Origin of the sequence: Campylobacter sp. JMF_11 EL3, assembly GCF_027736965.1 — a bacterium.
GTDB lineage: Bacteria > Campylobacterota > Campylobacteria > Campylobacterales > Campylobacteraceae > Campylobacter_B.
In genome coordinates this window covers 118,096-139,491 of the sequence record NZ_JAOVTJ010000002.1, presented here as the reverse complement: position 1 = coordinate 139,491, position 21,396 = coordinate 118,096, and the positions used below count along the sequence as shown (strand labels likewise).

Genomic DNA, 21,396 nt, shown 5'->3' with positions numbered 1-21,396 from the left:
AATCCTAGCGAAATTTAGCTATTAAACATAGCCTTGATCTATCATCGCATCGGCTACTTTGCGGAAACCTGCGATATTTGAGCCAAGCACAAGGTTGCCCTCATCGCCGAATTCTTTCGAAGTTTCGTAACTAGTGCGGAAGATATGCCTCATAATCTCGTGTAACCTGCCATCGACCTCTTCGAAACTCCATGATTCAAGTTGCGCATTTTGCATCATTTCTAAGCCACTTGTCGCCACGCCACCAGCATTTGCTGCTTTTGCAGGGCCAAATAAAAAGTCTTTTTGGCTTAGCATAAAATCAATCGCAGCTAGCGTGCTAGGCATGTTTGCCCCCTCGCATACAAGGCGACATCCGTTTGCGTATAGTGTTTTGGCGTCATCTAAGCTTAGCTCGTTTTGCGTAGCGCTTGGGAAGGCTGCGTCGCATTTGACGCTCCATACGCCGTTTCTGCCCTCTGGATACTCGCTAACTGGGGTAAATTTAGCGTTTTTGCGCTCTTTGACATACTCTGCAAGACCTACTCTAAGCTCTTCTTTTAGCTTTTTTAGAAGTGCCAAATCAATGCCATCTGGATCGTAGATAAAGCCGGTAGAATCACTAACGGTAACCGGTTTGGCTTCTAGTTGATATAGTTTTTCGACTGTGTAGATTGCGACATTTCCTGCGCCTGAGATTGCGCAGACTTTGCCACGAAGTGCTTCGCCTTTTTTAGCTAGCATTTCTTGTGCGAAATACACTGAGCCATATCCTGTGGCTTGCGTGCGAGCTAGGCTTCCGCCCCATGCTAGGCCTTTGCCAGTAAGAGCGCCATCAAATCTGCGAGTGATTTTTTTGTATGCGCCATACATATAGCCGATCTCTCTACCGCCCACGCCGATATCGCCGGCTGGGACATCTGTATTTTCGCTAATAAGCCTGTGAAGCTCTAACATAAATGCTTGGCAAAATCTCATAATTTCGCCGTCGCTTTTGCCTTTTGGATCGAAATTTGCGCCACCTTTGCCGCCGCCGATATTAACGCCTGTGAGTGAATTTTTGAAAATTTGCTCGAAACCTAAAAATTTCAAAACACCCATATTTACGCTAGGGTGAAATCTAAGACCGCCTTTGTATGGGCCAAGCGCTGAGTTAAACTCGACGCGGTATCCCGTATGCACGCAAGGCTCGCCACGATCGTTTGTATAGACTACGCGAAAGCTCAGGCTTCTCTCTGGCACGGTGATTCGCTCTAAAATTTTGTGTTTTGTGTATTTTTCTTCGCGCTCGATTAGGGGAGCAAGAGAGTTAAAAATTTCAGTCGCTGCTTGTATAAAAACTTCTTCGCCCGGATTTTGCTCTTTTAGGTTGTTTAACAACCCTGCCACATAACTGTTCATATCTCCTCCTTAAATTGGTTTATAATTAAATTTGCTTGCTTTTTTTAGGAAAATTTTAAGTGCGCGCCTCTCGCGCGCGCCGACTTTGTAGCTTATGAGTTGGAGGTATTCTAAGATGTCTTTTTCAGCAATTCCTCTGCTTCTAGCGTATTTGATGAGGATATATTGTGGGATTTTGACCTTAGTGCGTAAAAACGCCTCGGTAAGTTTGGCGTAAATTTCGTGATTTTTAACTGAGCATAAAATTCCAAAAACAAATGGCAAATTTGTGTTTTTGTGCCAAATTTCGCCCAAATCGTAAAATTTCTCCTCCCCTTGCGATAAAATCGCGCGCAGAGCGTTATCACCGATGATGACCTCGCCACTAATGCCTAAAATTCGCGAGAGCATATTTGAGCTCATCGAGGCTGGATCTAGGCGCGGGGTGGTATTTTTACGCACGAGCACGCTTTTTACTTTTTTCTGGGCGACTATGCCAAGAGGGTGGGTGGAGTATTTTTTGTGGCGGGATTCTATGCTAGAAATCACGGCCGCATCGACACGCATTGCGCGCAAATCGCGACAGAGCTTGCTAGGCACGCCTTTTTTGAGTTCTATGAATTTTTTGGTATGCGCTGGCAAAGGTAGAGATTTTAAATACACATGAAAAGGGAGTAAATTTAAATAATCTATCTTGCCAAATCGCATCCATATTCCTATTTTAAAATTCGTAAATTATATTACTATTTTTGTAAGAAAAAGTTAAAATTTTTAAATTAATAAAACGAATAAATTTTGCCACCAAAGAAGTGGCAAAATTTGGATTAATCGGCTTGTGAGATTGAGAGTGAGTTGTATTTGCTAAACTCGACTATGCCCTCGCCACCCTCTTTGAAGTGGATACTGACACCTTTGTCATTTTCCATGTAAATTCCGCTAGCTGAGCGTTGGCGAGTTAGGTTGTGAGTTTTGCCCTCGCTATCAGTCAAAACCGCTGTGTCAAATAAATCGTTTGAAGCTAGGCTTAGTTTTTTGCCATTTTCGGTTTTGAAATTTAGCACTTCCATTTTGGTAGTCGCAGCGGTGTGGTTTTGCTCGTTAATCGCGTCCTCTGGGGATTGGCGAAGCTGCTTTGAGGCGCAACCTGCCAAAAGTAAAAGTGCAGCCGCGCATGAGAGAATTTTGCTCATTTTCTATCCTTTAAAAATGAAATTTTACGCAAGAAATCTTGCAAACGCGCAATTATAGTCAAAATTTTTATTTCAAAAGTAAATAAAAATTTACTATTTTCTACGATTTGCCTAAATTTGCGTTTATTTCATCAATCAGCGATTTTCGCGTCTCCCAAAGCTTAGCCGATAAATCTACTTTGTAGGTTTGTGGGTGGATATTTCGCAGGTATTCGCACCAAAATTTCGCCTTGGCCTTGCGCGAAAATTCGGCGATTTGCATGACGGATTTTTTCTCGCCGACAAATTTGCCATGGACAAATACAGGCTTTAACATAGCCTTTGCGCTGAAATTTTCGAGTTTTTTGCGCTTGTAAGTGTAGAGTGGGTGGAAAATTTCAAGCGGTGCACCTTCATCGATACTTTCATTTTCAAGCGTGATTAAATCCGCTAGTGCCATGCCACTATCTTTGTCATAGAGCCTAAAAAACTGCTTGTAGCCGGGGTTGTTTATCTTGCGTGGGTCGTTTGAAATTTTAATCTTTGGCAAAATTTCGCCCTCTTTTTCGATACCGCTTAGCTTATAAACGCCGCCAAGGCTTGAACTATCGCCACCTGTGATTAATCTCGTGCCAATGCCCCAGCTATCGATTTTAGCGTCGAAAAGTTTGAGCTGATCGATCGCGTATTCGTCCAAATCGTTGCTGGCTGTGATTTTGGCGTCCTTAAATCCAGCGTTATCAAGCATTTTGCGAGATTGTTTTGTCAGATACTCCAAATCGCCAGAATCAATGCGAATTCCAAGCGGTTTGTGGCCTTGCTCGCGAAGTTCTTCAAAAACCTTAATCGCATTTGGCACACCGGAATTTAGCGTATCGTAGGTATCGACGAGCAAAAGCGCGGAGTCTGGGTAAATTTTGGCGTAAGCGCGAAAGGCCTCGATTTCGCTAGGAAAGCTTCCGATCCACGCATGAGAGTGCGTGCCGATAGCTGGTATGTCAAAAATTTTGGCAGCCAAAACATTTGAAGTAGCCACGCAACCGCCGATTATAGCGGCCTTTGCGCCAAAAATCGCAGCACTTTTATCCTGCGCTCTGCGAAGCCCGAACTCCATTACGCTACCCTCTCCTGCGCTGAAATTTATGCGCGAGCTTTTGGTGGCGATTAGGGTTTGGAAATTTATGGTGTTTAAAATCGCAGTTTCGATTAACTGCGCCTCGATGATATTTGCTTTGACGCGGATTAGTGGCTCGTGCGGAAATACGACCTCGCCCTCATCGACAGCGTAAATTTCGCCAGAGAATTTAAAATTTTCAAGGTAGGTTAAAAATTCCTCCTTAAAACTCCCAAGCGAGCGCAAATATTCTATATCATCACTGCTAAAATGCAAATTCTCTATATAATCCACCACTTCGCTCATACCACAAAATATCGCATAACCGCCGCCGCATGGGTTTTTGCGGTAATACATATCAAAAACTGCGACTTCGTGCGGTTTTAAGAAAAAATATCCTTGCATCATTGTGAGTTGATAAAAGTCAGTAAGTAGGGCTAAATTTGATGAATTTTCGAAATTTTGCATTTTTTAAATACCTTAAATTTTGAAATTTCCCGAAAAACGGGAAATTTCGATTATTTTGATTGTAAAGATTTTTTGTAAGCCTCGAAATCGAAATTGCTTACTCTTGCGACGCCATCATCTACGGCAGCTTTTGCAACAGCAGCTGAAATGATAGCAAATACGCGCGGATCAAATGGATTCGGGATAATATAATCTCGTCCAAATTTCAAATCCTTTTTGCCTAGCATTTTTAGCACATCTGGGTGGATTGGCTCACGGGCTAGCTCTGCCATAGCGCGAGAAGCGGCTAGTTTCATATTTTCGGTGATTTTTTTGGCTTTTACATCTAGCGCACCACGGAAAATGTAAGGGAAACCCAAAACATTGTTGATTTGATTAGCAAAGTCGCTTCTACCAGTGCCTACGATTGCATCGTCCCTCACGGCATGTACCTCATCTGGGTAGATTTCAGGCACAGGGTTAGCCAGAGCGAAGATTATCGGCGTTGGCGCCATTGATTTTACCATTTCGGCTGTTACGACGCCCGGTTTGCTAAGGCCAAGAAACATATCCGCACCCCTCATCGCATCTGCTAGGCTTCTATCGTTTGTGTCGATAGCAAATTCCATTTTTTGCGGGTTTAAATCATTTCTGCCAGTATGAATCACGCCCTTTGAATCGAGCATAATTACATTTTTTGCGCCAAGACTTTTATAGAGTTTCGCGCACGCAATACCTGCTGCGCCAGCACCAGATACTACGATTTTCATATCTTCGATTTTTTTGCCACTGATGTAGGCTGCGTTGATTAATCCAGCACCTGTAATCATCGCTGTGCCGTGCTGATCATCGTGCATGACAGGGATATCGACGGCATTTTGTAGCTCTTTTTCGATCTCAAAGCACTCAGGAGCTTTGATATCCTCTAAATTTATTCCACCAAATGTCGGCGAGATAGCCTTGCAAATTTCGACTATTTTTTTAGGATCTGTTTCGTTGATCTCGATATCAAAAGCATCTACGCCAGCAAATTTTTTAAACAAAACCGCTTTTCCCTCCATTACTGGCTTTCCTGCTATTGCACCTATATCTCCTAGCCCTAAAACGGCCGTTCCATTTGTGATAACTGCGACAAGATTTGATTTGTTGGTGTATTTGTATGCTAGCTCATTATCGGCCTCAATCACCTTGCAAGGCTCGGCAACGCCTGGTGTGTATGCTAGGGTCAAATCCTCTGGTTTAGCGCATGGGGTTTTGACATTTATGCCGATTTTTCCACTGATATGATACTCTAACGCCCTTTCTTTCAAATCATTTTGTGCCATTTAAATTCCTTTCTGTAATAAGCTAGAAATTCTAGCTTTAACCTCGTCGCTACCTAAAATTTCAATCATTTCAAATATCGACGGACTTACGCTTGTTCCTGTTATGGCGACTCGCAAAGGTTGGGCTAAATCTTTTAGCTTCACTTCGTTTGCCTCCAAAAATTCCATTGTCTTCGCCTCGATTTCGCTTGCAACGAAATTTGAGGTTAAAATTTCTTGGAATTTTGCGAGTAAGGCTATCGAATTTTCGTTGATAAACTTTTTATACGCTTTTTCATCATAAATTTTTAAAGGATTGATTAAGGTTGCGATTCCGTTCGCCATTTCGGCTAGGGTTTTTGCTCTCTCTTTGTATTGATCAATGATAAGCTCTTTTTTAGGGTGATTTACTATATCTACGCCAAATTCTAGCAGGTGGGCGCAGGCTTCGGTGGTGCTTAAATTTTTAATGTAATGCGCATTTAGCCAATCAAGTTTGGTTTGGTTAAATGTGCTTGCGCTTTTGCCGATATTATTAGGATTAAAGAGTTTTTTCATATCGTCCATGCTAAAAATTTCATCGTCCCCATGCGACCAGCCAAGGCGGACTAAGAAATTTAGCAGAGCTTGTGGCAAATAGCCCATTTTTTTGTATTCCATGACATCTGTCGCGCCGTGGCGTTTAGAGAGTTTTGAGCCGTCAGAGCCATTTATCATAGCAACATGGTAAAATTTAGGCACTTTAAATCCAAGTGCGTTATAAAGCACGATTTGTTTTGGGGTATTTGATAGGTGATCATCGCCTCTGATGATATCTGTAACGCCCATTAGCGCGTCATCTATGACGACCGTGAAATTATAAGTCGGCGTGCCGTCGCTTCTAGCGATGATAAAATCGTCTAAAATGTCTTTGGCTTCAAATTTCATATCGCCCTTAATTCCGTCGCTAAACTCAATCGTGCCGTCAAGTGGCGATTTTATGCGGATTACTGGCTCGATACCAACCGGCGGTGTGCCTGTGAAATCGCGATACCTATTATCGTATTTTGGGCGCTCTTTTCTGGCTTCTTGCTCGGCTCTTAGCGCGTCTAGCTCAGCCTTGCTCATATAGCATTTGTATGCTTTGCCCTCATCAAGGAGCTTTTGGACATATTCTTTGTATAAATCAAATCGTGAGCTTTGATATACGATTTCGCCGTCGTAGTCTAGGCTGCACCATTTAAACGCCTCTTCGATAGCCTTTGCGGCCTCTACCGAATTTCTTTTTAAATCCGTATCTTCAATGCGAAGCAAGAATTTGCCGTTATTTGCTCTTGCGTATAGGTATGAAAACAGCGCAGTTCTTAATCCGCCGATGTGCAAATACCCTGTCGGGCTTGGTGCGAAACGAGTTACAATCATAAATTTCCTTTTTAAAATTTTACTTTTTAATGTTATAATCGTGGGATTATAAAGCAAAAAGACTAAATAAAGGTTGAAAATGATAAAAAAACTAGCCGTTGTTGCACTTTTAGGTTTTGGCGCGTTAAACGCAAATGTCGTAAATAGCGTCGTGGCTGTCGTAGAAAACGAGCCGATTACGAATTACGAATTAGCCAGAGTCCAAAAGGCCACAGGTGCCAGCCCGCAAGCTGCAATGGAAATTTTAATCAAGCAAAAATTGCAAGATTCTGAGATTAAGCGCAGAGGAATCACCGTAAGCCCGGCCGAAATAGATAACCGCATAAAAATGATTGCCGAGCAGAACAAACTCAGCCTAGAACAGCTACAAAAGGCGCTAAAACAGCAAAAAATGTCAGAAGAGGCGTTTAGAGAAAATGTGCGTCGCGGAATTTTAGAAGAAAAGCTCTATGGGCCACTTTTTGCCGATGTGCAACGCACCGTAACGCCACAAAATGTGCGCAGATTTTACGAGCAAAATCCATCTTTATTCACGACCTTTGATAGCATTACGCTAACTCGCTATATCGCCAAAACCGAAAGCGCTCTTAATCCAATCAAACGCAATCCAAACGCCCGCCCTGGCAATGTATATGTCATGCGTGGCACGCTAAAATCTAGCCAAATGGACGCAGGGCTAAAATATATCGTCACAAGCGTGGATAAGGGTAAATTCTCACCAGTTATCCCTACGGCAAATGGATATGAGATGTTTTATGTAAATGATAAAAAAGGCGTGCAAATGGCAGATTTCGAAAGCGTGCAAGAAAAGGCAATCGAAGCCTATGTGACAAACAAGCGCAAAAAAATGGTCGAGGAATTTAACGATAGAATCCGCGCAAACGCAAATGTCCGCATAATTGACCGCAACCTAAATCCTACAAATTCTACAAAAAAATCTAAATAACCTACCCAAAATTTTGGAAATTTTAAAATTTCCAAAATTTAAATTTTAATGAAATTTTGAAATTTACACCACGCTAAATTCATAAATTTAGCGTGGAATTTGAAGTATAAATTTTGAAATTTATTTTAATTTAGAAGTTTCGATGATAAATGGCACTGAATTTAGGCCAGATGAGAAGTATTTATCGGCGATAGCTTTTGCGCCTTTTAGTTCCTCTGGGCTTACGCTTGAAGCGTTTGCTTTGTTATCTTCGGCATAGTATTTGCGCAAAACAGCGATTTTTTCGGCGTCAGTTTTGGCTGATTTGACCTCTTTGTAAATCAGCGCTGATTTAGCATGACCGCTATCTCCATGCACTGATGTCATTATGATTTCGACATTGTTGCTTTTAAGCGTTCGCTCGATTTCGGCTAGCTCTCTACGACAAAACGGACACTCAGCGTCAGTTAGCATTAGCAAAGTTGGCTTTTTAGGGTCATTTCCAAGGGTAATGATATTGTCTTTGCTTTCGCTTTTATAGACGCTTGCTACCCCTTTTGAAAGTCTAGATTGTTTGATTTGATCTTTGTAAAGAATCTGTTTTTTAGGGTCGATTACATCCATCAAAACCAAATCTCCACTAGTGAAAATCACCTCTTCTTGTGAAATTTCGCCATTTGAAATTTTCAAAATCACAGCTTGGATATCTTTTAGCCCTTCTACTGGCATACGCTCAGCCACGCTGATTTTTAAATTTGATGGCAAACCGCCATACATAGATAAGATTTCGCTATCGCTAAGCGCGGCATTTAGGCTTAGCGCGCCCGCAAGCGAGAAAAGTAAAACTTTTTTCATTTTCTTCCTTTTTTAAAAAATCCAACGATTTTAGCCAAAATTTGTAAATAACTTATTTTTTTAAGTAGCGTTTATTATCGATTGTGATGATATCGCCTAGATTGTCGAGGTATTCTAGGTAAGAAATCGCAAATTTTCTGCTTAAATTTAGCCTCTCTTTGACATTTGCTACATCGGCAAAACCAGCTTCTTTTATCAAATCATAAAGCTTTTTGATAATTTGGCTTAAATTCCCAGCCTCCACAAATAGATTGTGCGCTAGGCGAACTACCTTTTTAGAATATGTTAGTTTTTTCAGAGCGTCATCGCCACTGACGCGGTCGATATCGAGCATTTCGTAGATATTATATGGCGCAAGCGGGGCAATTCCGCCTTTTTTGATGATGTCAAAAATTTTGCCCTCCAAGCTCTGTTTTAAATCCTGTAAATTCGCCCCTTTTTTGATATACACGCCACCGGTTTTTTCTATCACGCTGGCCCTTTCTAGCTCGCTAAGCACGAGGGAGGCTAAGCTTTCGCTAGCCCAAGAGAGTTTTAGGGCGATTGAGGTTGGGGAAAATACAGCGTGCGGGTTTTTGTCTATGATAAATTTAATCAGTTCTTTGATATCGCCAATCGCGCTATTATCATACACGCACAGCGTCGCTTCGTCAAAATATGTATTTGGTATCGTCTTAGCGATCGCTTTTGCGCTATCATAATCCATATCAAATCTCTGATACGCCGAAAATAGCCCAAATCCATGGCGGTGAAATTTGCTTAAAATTTCAAAGGCTTTTTTGAAATTTTTGTGCAAAAGTGCTGTTAAAAACTCTGCCTTATTTGCCTTTTTTAGTGGCTCAATGACCGCATTTAGCACCCTTCCGCCCCCACACACGCGAGAGTTTGCCAAGCATACAAACGGCTCGTCAAATTTCAAAAACATAGTTTTTTCAAATTTAAAATTTATCAAAAATTCGCCACTATCAAGCTCTTTGATAATGCGCGCTTTTGCCGGCGTTTGCTTTGAGCCCACACAAAAGCTCACATCTTCCCCGTGCGCTATTTTGCCACGAAAGAGCGTATCGGCTTCGTTAAATCCCCTAAAAAAGCCCTTTTTAGTGAGGATATAGCCTCGCTCTAACTCGCTAGTTTTAGCATCAAGTGCGATTGCTACGCGGTTTGGCGCATACGCAACCTGCGTGTCGGTATCGTGGATTTGCAGGCTTTTGGCGGTTAAAATTTTGCCACAATCTGCGCAAAGAAGCTTTTCGCCACGCGAAATCGCCCCGCTAATAAGCGAGCCAGTTACCACCGTGCCAATGCCTTTTAAAGTGAAAATTCTATCTATATAATAGTGCAAAATTCCACCATTTTTGCGCGGTTTTGGCTTTATATTAAATAGATAAGATTTAAGCTCATCAACGCCTAAATTTGTCTTTGCGCTTAGGAAAAATGTATTTAAAATTTGCAAATTTGAAAATTTAGCTATAAATTCCTCGCACTCTTTTTTAACTTCGCTTTGGCGCGCAGAGTCCGTGAGATCGCACTTTGTGATACACAAAACCACGCTTTTTACATCTAAAAGCGATAAAATTTCGATATGCTCCCTGCTTTGGGGCATTAGTCCGTCATCGCTAGCGACAATCAAAAGCGCGCAATCAAACGCATACGCCCCACTAATCATGGTTTTTACTAAATTTTCGTGTCCCGGAACATCGATAAATGCGATATTTGCGTTTTTTGATTTTAAATTTGAAAAGCTTAAATCAATCGTGATTCCGCGCTCAATCTCGCTTGCTAGCCTGTCGCCATCGACGCCATTTAGCGCCTTTATGAGTGCGGTTTTGCCATGATCGATATGCCCTGCTGTGCCGATTATGACGCTATTCATACATTTCCTTTAAAATTTTTATTAGTTTTTGCAAATCGTGTTTTAAAATGGCGCGAAAATCAAGCAAAAATTTATCATTTTCAATGCGCCCGATAATCCCACGCGCCCTAAATTTCGCCGAAATTTCCTCTGGGCTAGCGTTTTGGCTAAGCACCAAAGCGACGCTATCGTAGTTTTTGCAAGGCAGACTCCCGCCACCCACAAAGGTTTTTGTGCGAATAAGGCTTGCTTGAAATTTAGTGTTTTTTAGCGCGTCCAAAACAGCCTTGGCGCGCCTTTCAAGCTCGCTAAGGGGCAGATGAATTTGATCAATCGTAGGAATTAGCGAAAATTCTTTATTAATGTAAGCCTTAATCGTTTCGTTTAAAATCGCAAGTGTGATTTTATCAGCGCGAAGCATTCGCAAAAGCTGATTTTTGCGCAATTTTTCGATTAAGGATTTTTCGCCCAGGATTATTCCGCACTGCACGCTTCCAAAAAGTTTATCCCCGCTAAAACTAATTAGCCTAGCCCCGGAGCCTAAAATTTCACCAATTTTTGGCTCGTTTTTGCTTAAATTTGAGCCTAAATCATTCACGCTCCCACTTCCAAGATCGTAATAATCAATGATTTCGCTAAATTTTTCCTCTTCGCAAATTTTAAATTCCAGCTCTTTTTTCTCGTAAAATTCAGCCTTTTTCTCGCTCGCAAATTTTGCCAAATTTGAAATTTCGCCTATTTCCACACTTTGCGTGAAACCTGAAATTTCAAAATTTGAACGATGAATTTTCATCAAAACTGCCGTATTTTCGTTTATGGCGTTTTGATAATCCGAAATTTTAGTCTTATTCGTGGTGCCAACCTCGCGCAAAATCGCCCCAGAGTTTGCCATGACCTCGCTTACCCTAAAACTCCCGCCGATTTCGACTAGCTCGCCACGACTTACCACGACTTCGCGCCCCCTAGCAAAGGTATTTAGCACCAAAAATACAGCCGCTGCGTTGTTATTTACCACAAGTGCGGATTCGGCGCCAAAAAGCTCAGCCAAAAGCGCGCTAGTATGATCGTAGCGATTGGCGCGCGTCCCGCTATCTAGGTCAAATTCGAGGTTAGAGTAGGCACAAATCGCCCCCTGCGCGCGAGATAAAATTTCAGGCGAAATCACGCTACGACCGAGATTGGTGTGAAGCACGACGCCGGTTGCGTTGATAAGCGGGCGAAGTGCGAGATTTGCGAATTTTTCGTAGCGGGATTTGATTTGCGCGATGATTTGCTCTTCGCTAGCGCAAGAATTTTCGCCATTTACCAGGCTGGTTCGAAATTCGTTTATGACCTCTTTTGCGATTCGCAAAACCACAGGCTTCAAAAGTCCGTGAAATTCCCCGCTATTTGCGATTTTATCGACTTTGGGAAGTTTGATTTGCATTTAAAAAATCCTATAAATTTTGTTTTTATGGACTGTTTTTATCACTATTTTTATTAAAATTTAACATGCCAAAAAAATTACAAATTTAACTTATGTTTAGTTTAAATTTACATTTAACGATTGTTTAGAAAATGAGTGTAAAAAATGCGAATTTTGTTTTTAGGATAGAAAATGAGCGAATACGGATTTAGCCCAGTAGGGGTAAAAGAGGCCATTTTAGGCGATAGCATAGAGGTTTGCACTGATAGCGAAAAACACTTTGTCGTGGCAAATTCGCCTAGCTTAAAGGCTGAAATTTACGCGCCAGAGATAAATTTTTATATAAATTCCACAAACGATGAAATGCTTCAAATCGCTAGAAATGTCGAAATTTTATACGAAGCAAAGGCGGTGATGTTTGATTATGGCGCAGATAATGCCTATCAAAAACCAGTGGGAAAAAATATAATTTTCGTAAGCGATAATGAGCGCGAAAGCAGTGTAAATGCGCTCAAAAACGCTGGATTTAAGGTGATTTGCCTAACTCACGCTGAGGTAAAATTTGTCTATGGTGGGATTGGCGATTTGAGTGTAAGCGTGCTAAGCAGCACCGATGAATACGAGGTCGAGGCCGATTTTTTCTTAGTAGAAAATGCAAAAAGCTATCAACTTCGCCAAAGTGGTTGCTATGAAATCGCAGGGTTAAATGATGATGAAATTCTAGCTCTCGTATCCGAAAAATCGCCGATTTACACTTACAAAAACAACATTTCATTTAACGCAAACATCTGTCAATACGAGGGCAGGAGAGCGGAGCTGTGCGCCAAATGCGTGGAGGTTTGCCCTAGCGTGGCACTTTTGAAAGATGAGCAAAATCGCAAGCTTGAAATTTCGCATATAGATTGCATAGCCTGTGGTAGGTGTGTGAGCGTCTGCCCCACAGGCGCGATTAGCTCGGCAAAACAGCCACCAATCGCGATTAGCCAAATGGCAAAACTCTACGCCGGCAAAATTCCACTTCTTGCCCATGAGGCGAGCTTTGGCGAGATTTCGGGCGTGAGTTTGCCCTGCGGCGTGCTTCCATTTGGAATTTTTGCTAAATTTCAGCTTGATGAGGTTTTTTTGCTTAGCATAATGCAAGAAACAGGCTCGCAAATCGTGCTTTTTGAGGGCGAGATTTGCGAAGCCACAAAAGATGCGATAAATCTCATAAATAGCGCGACAATGGCGATTTATGGCGTGCAGGGAGTGTTTGTGGCTAGCGATGAAGCCCAGCTAAAAACTGCGCTAAATTTGGCTAAAAGCGGGCAAAAATGGAAATTTAGCCTAAATGAGACAAATTTGAGCAAAATTGAAATTTTCTCAGCTCGCATGGCATTTATGGTGGGCGAGGGCGATTACGGCGTGATTGCAAACGGCGCGTCGCAAAGCCACGCTAAAATCAGCATAAACGAGCAAACCTGTACGCTGTGCCTATCATGCGTGGGCGCGTGTAACACAGGCGCACTTTTTGCCGATAAAAGCGATAATTCGCTCAAATTTAACGCTTCGCTTTGCGTGGGGTGCGATTACTGCGTGCTAAGTTGCGCCGAAAAAGATACTATGGCGCTTGATCTATGTGGCGTAGAGCTTAAAAAAGAGTTTTTCGAGTATCAAATTTTAGCTCGCGACGAGCTGTTTGAGTGTATCGAGTGTGGCAAAAAATTTGCCACAAAAAAGGCGATTATGAAAATCGCAAATTTGATGAGCGCGCACTTCGCAGACGACGCGGATAAGGCAAAAACGCTGTTTTGTTGCGCTGATTGCAAGGCGAAAATTATGATTTTAAAGCAAATGCAAGAGGAGATTTGAAAATGGATTTAAATTTGATTAAGGCTAGGTCGTATTATTATGAATTTTTCGCAATTCCGTTTTTTTTCTACGAAAACGGGGCTAAATTTAGCCTGTGGAAAGAGCAACTCGAATTTCTAAAATCATCGCCGATTAGCGAAGCAGACGCTAAGAATTTTGAAATTTTGCAAAATTTTAGTTTTGAGGAGTTTAGGCGCGAGCAAAACGATGTTTTGTTTGATTTTTCTTTTGTCAATGTCCCGACGACGGCTAGTTTTTACGACGAGGGCAGGGACGAGGGCAGAATGAAAATCCTCATCACAAACACCCTTAAAAAGAGCAAATTTCGCCGTAACAGCGAGCTTTGCAAGGATAGCGAGGATTTCGTGGGATTTATTTTTTATCTGCAATCTTCGCTTTTGCGCGATGAGGCGGAGGCGCAAAATGGAAATATTTTCCTTTCAACCGAGCTTTTTGCAAGCGTGATAAATGAGTTTTGCGACCATTTTATGGGGCTTTTAAAGGAGCATAAGAGTTCGAAATTTTTTAGGGCGTTGGCTGGGATTATGGAGAGTTTTTTTGCTTTGGAGCGTTCGCTTTTAGCTCTGCCAAAACCGCAAAAAGATAAAAATATCGCCAAAGAATCAATTAATGCTAAGCTTTACCGCGGAAATTTCAAAAACGCGAAGCACAATTTCGAATTTGAGGAGTAAATTCGCTAAAATTTGGCTAAATTTGGCTAAATTCGCCGAATTTTAGCCTTTCTTAAAATAAAATTAATCTTAAATTATAATTTTATTTTTAACCGCTTTATTATTAACTTTTCGTTAATATCAACTATTTTAAGATATGTAGCAGGCGTTACGACAAAGATTAAAATAAAATTTCCTTTTAAAGGAGAGATTATGCAAAGCAAGCGCAGAGATTTTCTCAAAAAATCTCTAAAAGTCGGCGCCGTCGGTGCCGTAGGTATAGCTGCTAGCGTAGCTAGTGCAAACGGTGATAAAGACACTCCCCAACCAAACACAGTTCGCGGAAAATCACCAAAAAAAGAGGTGCTTTACTTTGAAAGTGAAGCGTGGCAAAAATACTACAAAGTAGCGTATTAGGAGTAGATTATGAGTGAAAATACGATCGGCAGAAGGTCGTTTTTAAAACTCGCTGCTTTGGGCGGTGCTAGCGTAAGTGCGTTTGGAGCTAACGACACACTTCGCGAGGCGACGGAGCAAGAGATTAAAAACCCTTTTCCAAATTCGGTTTATAAAAAGACGGTGTGCTCGATTTGTTCGGCAGGGTGCGGTATCATCGCACAGGTCGATGAGAGCACAAACACTTGGATTCGCCAAGACATGGCGGTAGATCACCCGATTTCGCAAGGAAGCCATTGCTGTAAGGGAATCGATCAAATCGATTTAACCAAGTCTAAAATGCGTTTAAAATACCCGCTTAAAAAAGTTAATGGTAAGTGGGAACGCATTACTTGGGATCAAGCAGTTAATGAAATTTCAGCAAAAATGCTAGAAGTGCGAAAAGAAGATGGTCCAGATAGCGTAGAATTTCTAGGTTCAGCTAAATTTTGCAACGAACAGGCATTTTATTTTAGAAAATTTGCAGCATTTTGGGGTTCTAATAATATAGACCATGTTGCTAGAATTTGACATAGCGCGACAGTCGCCGGTGTGGCGAATACATGGGGTTATGGCGCTATGACAAATCACTTCGGTGATATGGCAGCAAACTCAAAAATGATACTTTTCATTGGTGCAAATTCAGCCGTGGCAAACCCAGTTGGTGGTATGAAACACGCTTTGCAAGCCAAAGATAGAAACGGCGCGAAAATCGTCGTTGTAGATCCCGCATTTACTAGAACTGCGGCCAAGGCTGATATGTATATTAGAATTCGACCTGGCACAGATATTGCATTTGTCTATGGTATGTTGCATTTGATTTTCAAAAATGGCTGGGAAGATAAAGATGTCATCGCAAATCAATCTTATGCAATCGATGAAATTCGCTCAGAGGCCGAAAAATGGACGCCAGAAGAGACAGCAAATGTTACGGGCTGTAAGATTGAAGAGTTGCTCGAATTTACAAAAATGTTTGCTACGACCAAGCCAGCTACGCTGATTTGGGCACTTGGTATCACTCAGCACTCTGTGGGTAGCTCGAATACTAGAATTCTTTCGATTTTGCAATTAGTTTTAGGAAATATGGGCAAACCAGGCGGTGGCACAAATATCATTAGAGGTCACGATAATGTCCAAGGCTCTACCGATATGGGTTGTTTGGCTGATACCTTATCTATGTATTATGGATTAGGTGATGCGGCGTGGAAACACTACTGCAAGGGCTGGGGCGTGGATTTTGATACATTTGTCAAACGCTTCGCTACGACCATTAAAGAGCCAAAACAAGGCGGAAAAGTTCCTGGAACGAATTTTGATGAGTATTTCCATGTCGATCCAAACGCCGAGAAAGAGATAACTTGGCGCAACGAAAAAGGCTATTCGCTCTCTAAATGGTGGCAAGGCGTGCTAAAAGAGGAAAAAACATATTCAAGCGGAAATTTACGCGTGCTTTGGGTTCAAGGCACAGGAATCACCTCTATGGCGCATTTGACTAAAATTCAACAAGCTGTTGATAAGCTAGATATGCTCGTCGTAGCCGAGCCTTTCTTAAACGAAGTTGCGATTTTAAGCGATAGAAAGGACGGCATTTATGTCCTTCCTACTTGCACTCAGTTTGAGACAGAGGGGCATTTGCAGGCTACAAACAGAACTGGTCAGTGGCGCACTCAGGTCATCAAACCAATCTATGAGAGCAAGGAAGACCACGAGGTAATGTTTATGTTCGCCAAAAAATTTGGCTTTTATGATGAATACACTCGCGGTATGAAAATGGAAGTCGTAAATGGCGAAATCAAGCAGGTAAAAGCCGATAATGAGCCTTTCATCTGGCCAGATGATGCTACAAACGAGATCGCAAGGTGCGGTCATAGTATCGGCGCACAAGGTAGAACTGCCGAGAGATTAAGACGCCACCAAAGAAACTGGGAATTTTTCGATCCTGATACGCTAATGGGAATTGGTGGCGAAGTCGAGGGCGAATACTTCGGACTTCCGTGGCCTTGCTGGGACATTAAGCACCCAGGCACGCCTATTTTGTATGATTTAAGCAAACCTTATGAAAAGGGTGGTATGGGATTTAGAAATCGCTTTGGTTTAGAGCACGACGGCGTTTCACAGCTCGCAGGCGAGGGCATAACTCTGCCAGGAGCGAAAATTTCTGGCGGACATGCGCATTTGCTAAAAGATAATATCGAAGAAATGCTAGGAATCACGCTTAGCGAGGAAGAAAAGGCGAAAATGGGGCCTAGTTGGAGCGATGATTATAGTGGAATCATCAACCAAAAAGCGCGTGAATTTGGAATTTGTCCTTGTGGAAACGCAAGGGCTAGGGCGAAAGTTTGGGAGTTTGCCGATCCTATCCCTAAACACAGAGAGCCGTTACACTCTCCGCGCTGGGATTTGGTAGAAAAATACCCTACATTTGACGATCAGGCTAAAAATTTCCGTGTCGAGGTTAAATTTATCAGCGAGCAGAAAAAGCAGGATTGGAGCAAGGATTTCCCTACGATTATGAGTTCTATGAGACTTGTAAATTTAAGCGGTGCTGGTATGTTAGAGCGCACTAGCAAATACCTTGCAGCAATCACGCCAGAGATGTTTGCCCATGTCAATCCAAAACTAGCGGCAGATTATGGTATAGCTGACGGGACGATGATGTGGATACACTCGCCACAAGGCACGAAAATCAAGGTCAAATGTATATATTCGCACTCTGTTACGCCAGATCGCATAGTGCTTCCGTATAACTTCGCTGGAATTATGCAGGGCGTGGATCTAAGCTCGCGCTATCCAGAGGGGGCGAAACCTTATGTCATCGGTGAGAGTTCGAACACTATCACGAATTACGGCTTTGATATAAATACGCAAATTTCGGAATTTAACGCCGGACTTTGCCGTTTGGAAAAAGCGTAAGGAGTAGATAATGGGAAGAATGAAATTTTATGTAGATGTTCAAAGATGTATCGCATGCTACGGCTGTCAAGTAGCCTGCTCTAATGCGCACGAAGTCCCTGTGGGCATTAATAGACGCAAGGTTTTAATCCTAAATGAGGGCGTCCCTGGCAAAGAGGTGGCTAGCTCGATCGCATGTCAGCACTGCACAGACGCACCATGTGCGCAGGTTTGCCCAGTACAGTGCTTTTATATCAGGGCTGACGGGATTGTCTTGCATGATAAAGATAAATGTATCGGTTGCGGATACTGCTTGTATGCGTGTCCGTTCGGTGCGCCGCAGTTCCCACGAGATGGTGCTTTTGGCATAAAAGGCGCAATGGATAAATGCACAATGTGCGCAGGCGGACCTGAGGAGACATTTTCTAGTGCCGAGCTTCACAAATACGGCCAAAACCGCATAGCTGAGGGCAAGGTGCCAATGTGCGCGGCGATTTGTTGCACAAATGCGCTTTTAGTCGGAGATAGCACGAAAGTTTCGGAAGTTTATCGCAAACGCGTGCTTACTCGGGGCACAAATTTATAAAATTTTGGGAGAGAAATCTCCCAAAATTTCTTAATTCTATAAATTCTTAATCCTAAATTTGCTACAATCTCTGAAATTTTTTCGGAGAAATTTGATGAAAATTAAAATTTTAAGCGTTTTTACGATTTGTATTTTTGCGTTTTTTACAGGTTGCGCAAAAGCGCCGGTAAATAGCGGGATCGTGCGCACGAGCGAGCCGATTTTTATCACCAAAATGCCAGAGAAAAAATTCATCAGCGTGAGTTTTACAAACACCAGCACGAGTGATTTAAATCTAACCTCGGCTGTGAGCGAATATCTGGTAAAAGACGGATTTGTGGTAGTAAAAAACGAAAAAGACGCCACGATTAAGGTAGGTGGAAATATAAATTATTTTCGCTTGCTAAGCGTTGGTGGGGATTATTATGCAAGGCCTAGGTTTAGTTTTGGCTTTGGTTTTGGTGGCGGTAGAGGTCATAGACACAGCCGCTGGGGCGTAGGCATGGGATTTCCGATGTTTTATGATCCATGGTATGACGATGTCCCCGAAAGGCTCTATGACGCGCAGGTTGGTTTGCTAATCAGCGTGAAAAATGGCAAAGCTTGGCAGGATTACACTACGAATTTGACCTATCAAAATAGTAGCTCAAATTTGTCAAAATCGCGCGCAATCGACGCATTTAACTATAAAATTTACGAACATATAAAACAAATTTTAAGTAGGTAAAAATGATAATAAACGAAAATAAAAAACCAGTTAGAGCAACCTTGGTCGCTGCCCTTATTTTGGCAGTTTGTGGCGGATATTTGTATCATATCGGATATGGTGGGATCGCGCTTTTTATGTCGGCGACTTGTGCTGTGAGCGCGCTGTTTTGTCTGAAAAAAATGTTTAGCAAAAAACATATCGAAATTACCGATGACGCCCTAAAAATCGTCATAAATGAGCGCGAGTGTGAGTTTAAATTCGCTGATATTAAAAATATCAATGTCAAAACTTTCACCGCTGGCAAAAAACAGGTTAAGCTTTTAAATTTCGAATTCAAGCGCGCTCTGGATTTAGACGATACTTATAATTTCTTGCATTTTTATACTGATAAAGAGGCTACGATGCCAGATATCTACGAAACCTCAATATATGAAATAAATAAAATTTTGCGCGCTAAAATGGGCTTTGAAAACGAACCCGAAGAGCCTAGCGCAAATTCTAAAAAACACGGCAAACGCAAATGATAGACCCAGCCATCACCAGCGCATTTTTGCGCGGGGCTGGGCTTATGCTATCGATGATTGTGGCGATTGGCGCACAAAATATCTTTGTCATCTCGCAAGGCCTAGCCAAAAGCTATATTTTCGTCGTTTGCGCGCTTTGCACCTTGCTTGATATCGTTTTTACGGGTTTTGGCGTCTTTGTCGTGGGCGAGAGTTTCGCTAAAAACGAGCTTTTGACGCTGATTTTGGGTGTGAGTGGAATTTTGTTTTTGCTAAGTTACGCGCTAGCCTCATTTCGTAGCGCATACAAGGGCTCGCACTTCGCCAAAATCAAAAACGCCAAAAATGCCTCACTACTTCCGGTGGTTTTAAAAACCCTAGCCGTAACCGTGCTAAATCCGCATGTTTATTTGGATACTATCGTCGTTATCGGCTCGACATCAGCACCCGTGCCAAGCGAGCTAAAAATTTGGTTTTTTTGCGGGGCGGTTTTGGTATCCTTCGCGTGGTTTTTTAGCCTAGGATACGCTGCTAGGGCGCTTGCCGGGCTGTTTGCGAACGAAAAAGCATGGCGGATCATAGATAGCGTGGTGGGCGTGATAATGGTCTATATGGCGTATTTGATAGCGGAATTTTTGTTTAAAATTTAGCTTTTAAGTGCGTTTTTGATAAAATTTGCAAATTTTGTTTAAAGGAAGGAAAATGAGCCATATTTTGATTATCGGAGCGGGTGGAGTAAGCCGTGTGGCAACCGTGAAATGCGCGATGAATTCGCAAGTTTTTACCAAAATAACTCTTGCAAGTAGAACCAAAAGCAAATGCGATGAGATTGCTAAATTTATAAAAGAGCGCCTTGGCGTAGAAATCGCAACGGCTAAAATCGATGCTGATGACACGGGAGCTGTGGCAAAATTCGCCAAAGAAATCGGAGCAGATTTGCTTTTAAATGTGGCTTTGCCGTATCAGGATCTCACACTAATGGACGCTTGTTTGAAAGCTGGAATCCCATATATCGATACTGCAAACTACGAGCACCCAGACACCGCGCACTTTGAATACAAACTTCAATGGGCGAAAAATGATGATTTTAAAAACGCAGGGATTCCCGCACTTCTTGGAAGCGGATTTGATCCGGGCGTTACAAATGTATTTTGCGCCTACGCACAGCAAAATTTATTCGATGAAATAAATGAGATTGATATACTTGATTGCAACGCAGGCGACCACGGATACGCGTTTGCGACAAATTTTAACCCAGAAATTAATTTGCGTGAAGTATCAGCTAATGGCAGATACTGGGAAAATGGCTCGTGGATCACCACAAAACCGCTTGAAATAATGATGAAATGGGACTACCCAAAAGTCGGCGTGAAAGATAGCTATTTGCTTTACCACGAAGAAATGGAAAGTTTGGTTAAAAATATCAAAGGCTTAAAGCGAATTCGCTTTTTTATGACTTTTGGGCAAAGCTATCTAACGCACATGCGTTGCCTAGAAAATGTCGGCATGCTTCGCATTGACGAAGTGGAACACAACGGCATGAAAATCGTGCCAATTCAATTCCTAAAAACACTTTTGCCAGATCCCGCAAGCTTAGGACCACGCACAAAAGGCAAAACAAATATCGGCTGTGTGATAAAAGGCGTCAAAGACGGAAAACCACGAAAAGTTTATATCTACAATGTCTGCGACCACGAAGAGTGCTACGCTGAAACTGGCGCACAAGCCGTTAGCTACACCACAGGCGTGCCAGCTATGATAGGCTCGATGATGATAGCAACTGGCAAATGGAGCGGAAAAGGCGTATTTAATATGGAAGAATTTGATGCCAAGCCATTTATGGACGAGCTAAATCGCCAAGGCTTACCATGGGAAATCATCGAAATGGATCCAAACGAAACTAGGGTGGCAGAGTAAAATTTGCCCGTAAATTCGCTAA

The 21,396-nt window shown here is 42.2% G+C and carries 19 protein-coding genes; 10 read left to right on the top strand and 9 right to left on the bottom strand.

The annotated features are described in order from the left end of the window. Positions 1-21: 21 nt before the first annotated feature. The 6 genes from gdhA to gltX form a co-directional block, all read right to left on the bottom strand. Positions 22-1,380: an NADP-specific glutamate dehydrogenase gene (gene gdhA / locus OFN67_RS04225; protein ID WP_270865829.1), complete on the bottom strand. Its 1,359-nt coding sequence runs from the start codon at positions 1,378-1,380 to the stop codon at positions 22-24. A 9-nt stretch (positions 1,381-1,389) separates the two neighbouring features. Beyond that, positions 1,390-2,067: an MqnA/MqnD/SBP family protein gene (locus OFN67_RS04220; protein ID WP_270864777.1), complete on the bottom strand. Its 678-nt coding sequence runs from the start codon at positions 2,065-2,067 to the stop codon at positions 1,390-1,392. 116 nt (positions 2,068-2,183) lie between these two features. Continuing rightward, entirely contained in the window at positions 2,184-2,549 is a 366-nt protein-coding gene (locus tag OFN67_RS04215; protein WP_270865830.1) for a hypothetical protein, read from the bottom strand. 100 nt (positions 2,550-2,649) lie between these two features. Beyond that, a complete protein-coding gene (locus tag OFN67_RS04210; protein WP_270865831.1) occupies positions 2,650-4,110 on the bottom strand; it encodes a nicotinate phosphoribosyltransferase in 1,461 nt (486 codons plus the stop codon). A gap of 50 nt (positions 4,111-4,160) precedes the next feature. Beyond that, complete coding sequence (locus OFN67_RS04205; RefSeq protein ID WP_270865832.1) at positions 4,161-5,414, bottom strand: malic enzyme-like NAD(P)-binding protein; 1,254 nt, start codon at positions 5,412-5,414, stop codon at positions 4,161-4,163. Further along, a complete protein-coding gene (gene gltX / locus OFN67_RS04200) occupies positions 5,415-6,794 on the bottom strand; it encodes a glutamate--tRNA ligase (RefSeq protein WP_270865833.1) in 1,380 nt (459 codons plus the stop codon). It lies immediately after the preceding gene. 79 nt (positions 6,795-6,873) lie between these two features. Between gltX and OFN67_RS04195 the strand changes: the two genes are divergently transcribed. Then, positions 6,874-7,740 (top strand): SurA N-terminal domain-containing protein, encoded by an 867-nt coding sequence (locus OFN67_RS04195; protein ID WP_270868500.1) that lies wholly within the window; start codon positions 6,874-6,876, stop codon positions 7,738-7,740. Positions 7,741-7,860: 120 nt separating this feature from the next. Here OFN67_RS04195 and OFN67_RS04190 read toward each other — a convergent pair whose 3' ends face one another. The 3 genes from OFN67_RS04190 to selA are packed head-to-tail and all read right to left on the bottom strand — an operon-like array spanning position 7,861 to position 11,852. Beyond that, positions 7,861-8,574, bottom strand: a complete 714-nt coding sequence (locus OFN67_RS04190; RefSeq protein WP_270868499.1) for a histidine kinase — start codon at positions 8,572-8,574, stop codon at positions 7,861-7,863. 52 nt (positions 8,575-8,626) lie between these two features. Then, positions 8,627-10,447 carry a selenocysteine-specific translation elongation factor gene (gene selB, locus OFN67_RS04185; protein WP_270868498.1) on the bottom strand — a complete coding sequence of 607 codons (1,821 nt, stop codon included), beginning with the start codon at positions 10,445-10,447 and terminating at the stop codon, positions 8,627-8,629. Beyond that, a complete protein-coding gene (gene selA / locus OFN67_RS04180) occupies positions 10,440-11,852 on the bottom strand; it encodes an L-seryl-tRNA(Sec) selenium transferase (protein WP_270868497.1) in 1,413 nt (470 codons plus the stop codon). The genes selB and selA overlap by 8 nt, the downstream gene beginning before the upstream one ends. Positions 11,853-12,023: 171 nt before the next feature. Between selA and OFN67_RS04175 the strand changes: the two genes are divergently transcribed. From OFN67_RS04175 to OFN67_RS04135, 9 genes are all read left to right on the top strand, one after another. Then, positions 12,024-13,682 (top strand): 4Fe-4S binding protein, encoded by a 1,659-nt coding sequence (locus tag OFN67_RS04175; protein ID WP_270868496.1) that lies wholly within the window; start codon positions 12,024-12,026, stop codon positions 13,680-13,682. 2 nt (positions 13,683-13,684) lie between these two features. Beyond that, positions 13,685-14,374, top strand: a complete 690-nt coding sequence (locus OFN67_RS04170) for a hypothetical protein (RefSeq protein ID WP_270868495.1) — start codon at positions 13,685-13,687, stop codon at positions 14,372-14,374. A gap of 192 nt (positions 14,375-14,566) precedes the next feature. Then, a complete protein-coding gene (locus OFN67_RS04165) occupies positions 14,567-14,770 on the top strand; it encodes a twin-arginine translocation signal domain-containing protein (protein ID WP_270864785.1) in 204 nt (67 codons plus the stop codon). Positions 14,771-14,779: 9 nt separating this feature from the next. Beyond that, positions 14,780-17,701: a formate dehydrogenase subunit alpha gene (locus OFN67_RS04160; protein ID WP_270868494.1), complete on the top strand. Its 2,922-nt coding sequence runs from the start codon at positions 14,780-14,782 to the stop codon at positions 17,699-17,701. Positions 17,702-17,711: 10 nt separating this feature from the next. Beyond that, positions 17,712-18,266, top strand: a complete 555-nt coding sequence (gene fdh3B / locus OFN67_RS04155; RefSeq protein WP_270862929.1) for a formate dehydrogenase FDH3 subunit beta — start codon at positions 17,712-17,714, stop codon at positions 18,264-18,266. A gap of 94 nt (positions 18,267-18,360) precedes the next feature. Beyond that, the gene (locus OFN67_RS04150) at positions 18,361-18,972 is read left to right on the top strand and encodes a hypothetical protein (protein WP_270865840.1); all 612 of its coding nucleotides are present in this window, start codon (positions 18,361-18,363) and stop codon (positions 18,970-18,972) included. 2 nt (positions 18,973-18,974) lie between these two features. Continuing rightward, complete coding sequence (locus OFN67_RS04145) at positions 18,975-19,478, top strand: hypothetical protein (protein ID WP_270858453.1); 504 nt, start codon at positions 18,975-18,977, stop codon at positions 19,476-19,478. Then, the gene (locus OFN67_RS04140; RefSeq protein ID WP_270858452.1) at positions 19,475-20,107 is read left to right on the top strand and encodes a LysE/ArgO family amino acid transporter; all 633 of its coding nucleotides are present in this window, start codon (positions 19,475-19,477) and stop codon (positions 20,105-20,107) included. Before OFN67_RS04145 ends, OFN67_RS04140 begins: the two co-directional genes overlap by 4 nt. Before the next feature lie 52 nt (positions 20,108-20,159). Then, positions 20,160-21,374, top strand: coding sequence for a saccharopine dehydrogenase family protein (locus OFN67_RS04135; protein WP_270868493.1), 1,215 nt, complete (start codon positions 20,160-20,162; stop codon positions 21,372-21,374). The last annotated feature ends 22 nt before the right edge of the window (positions 21,375-21,396 follow it).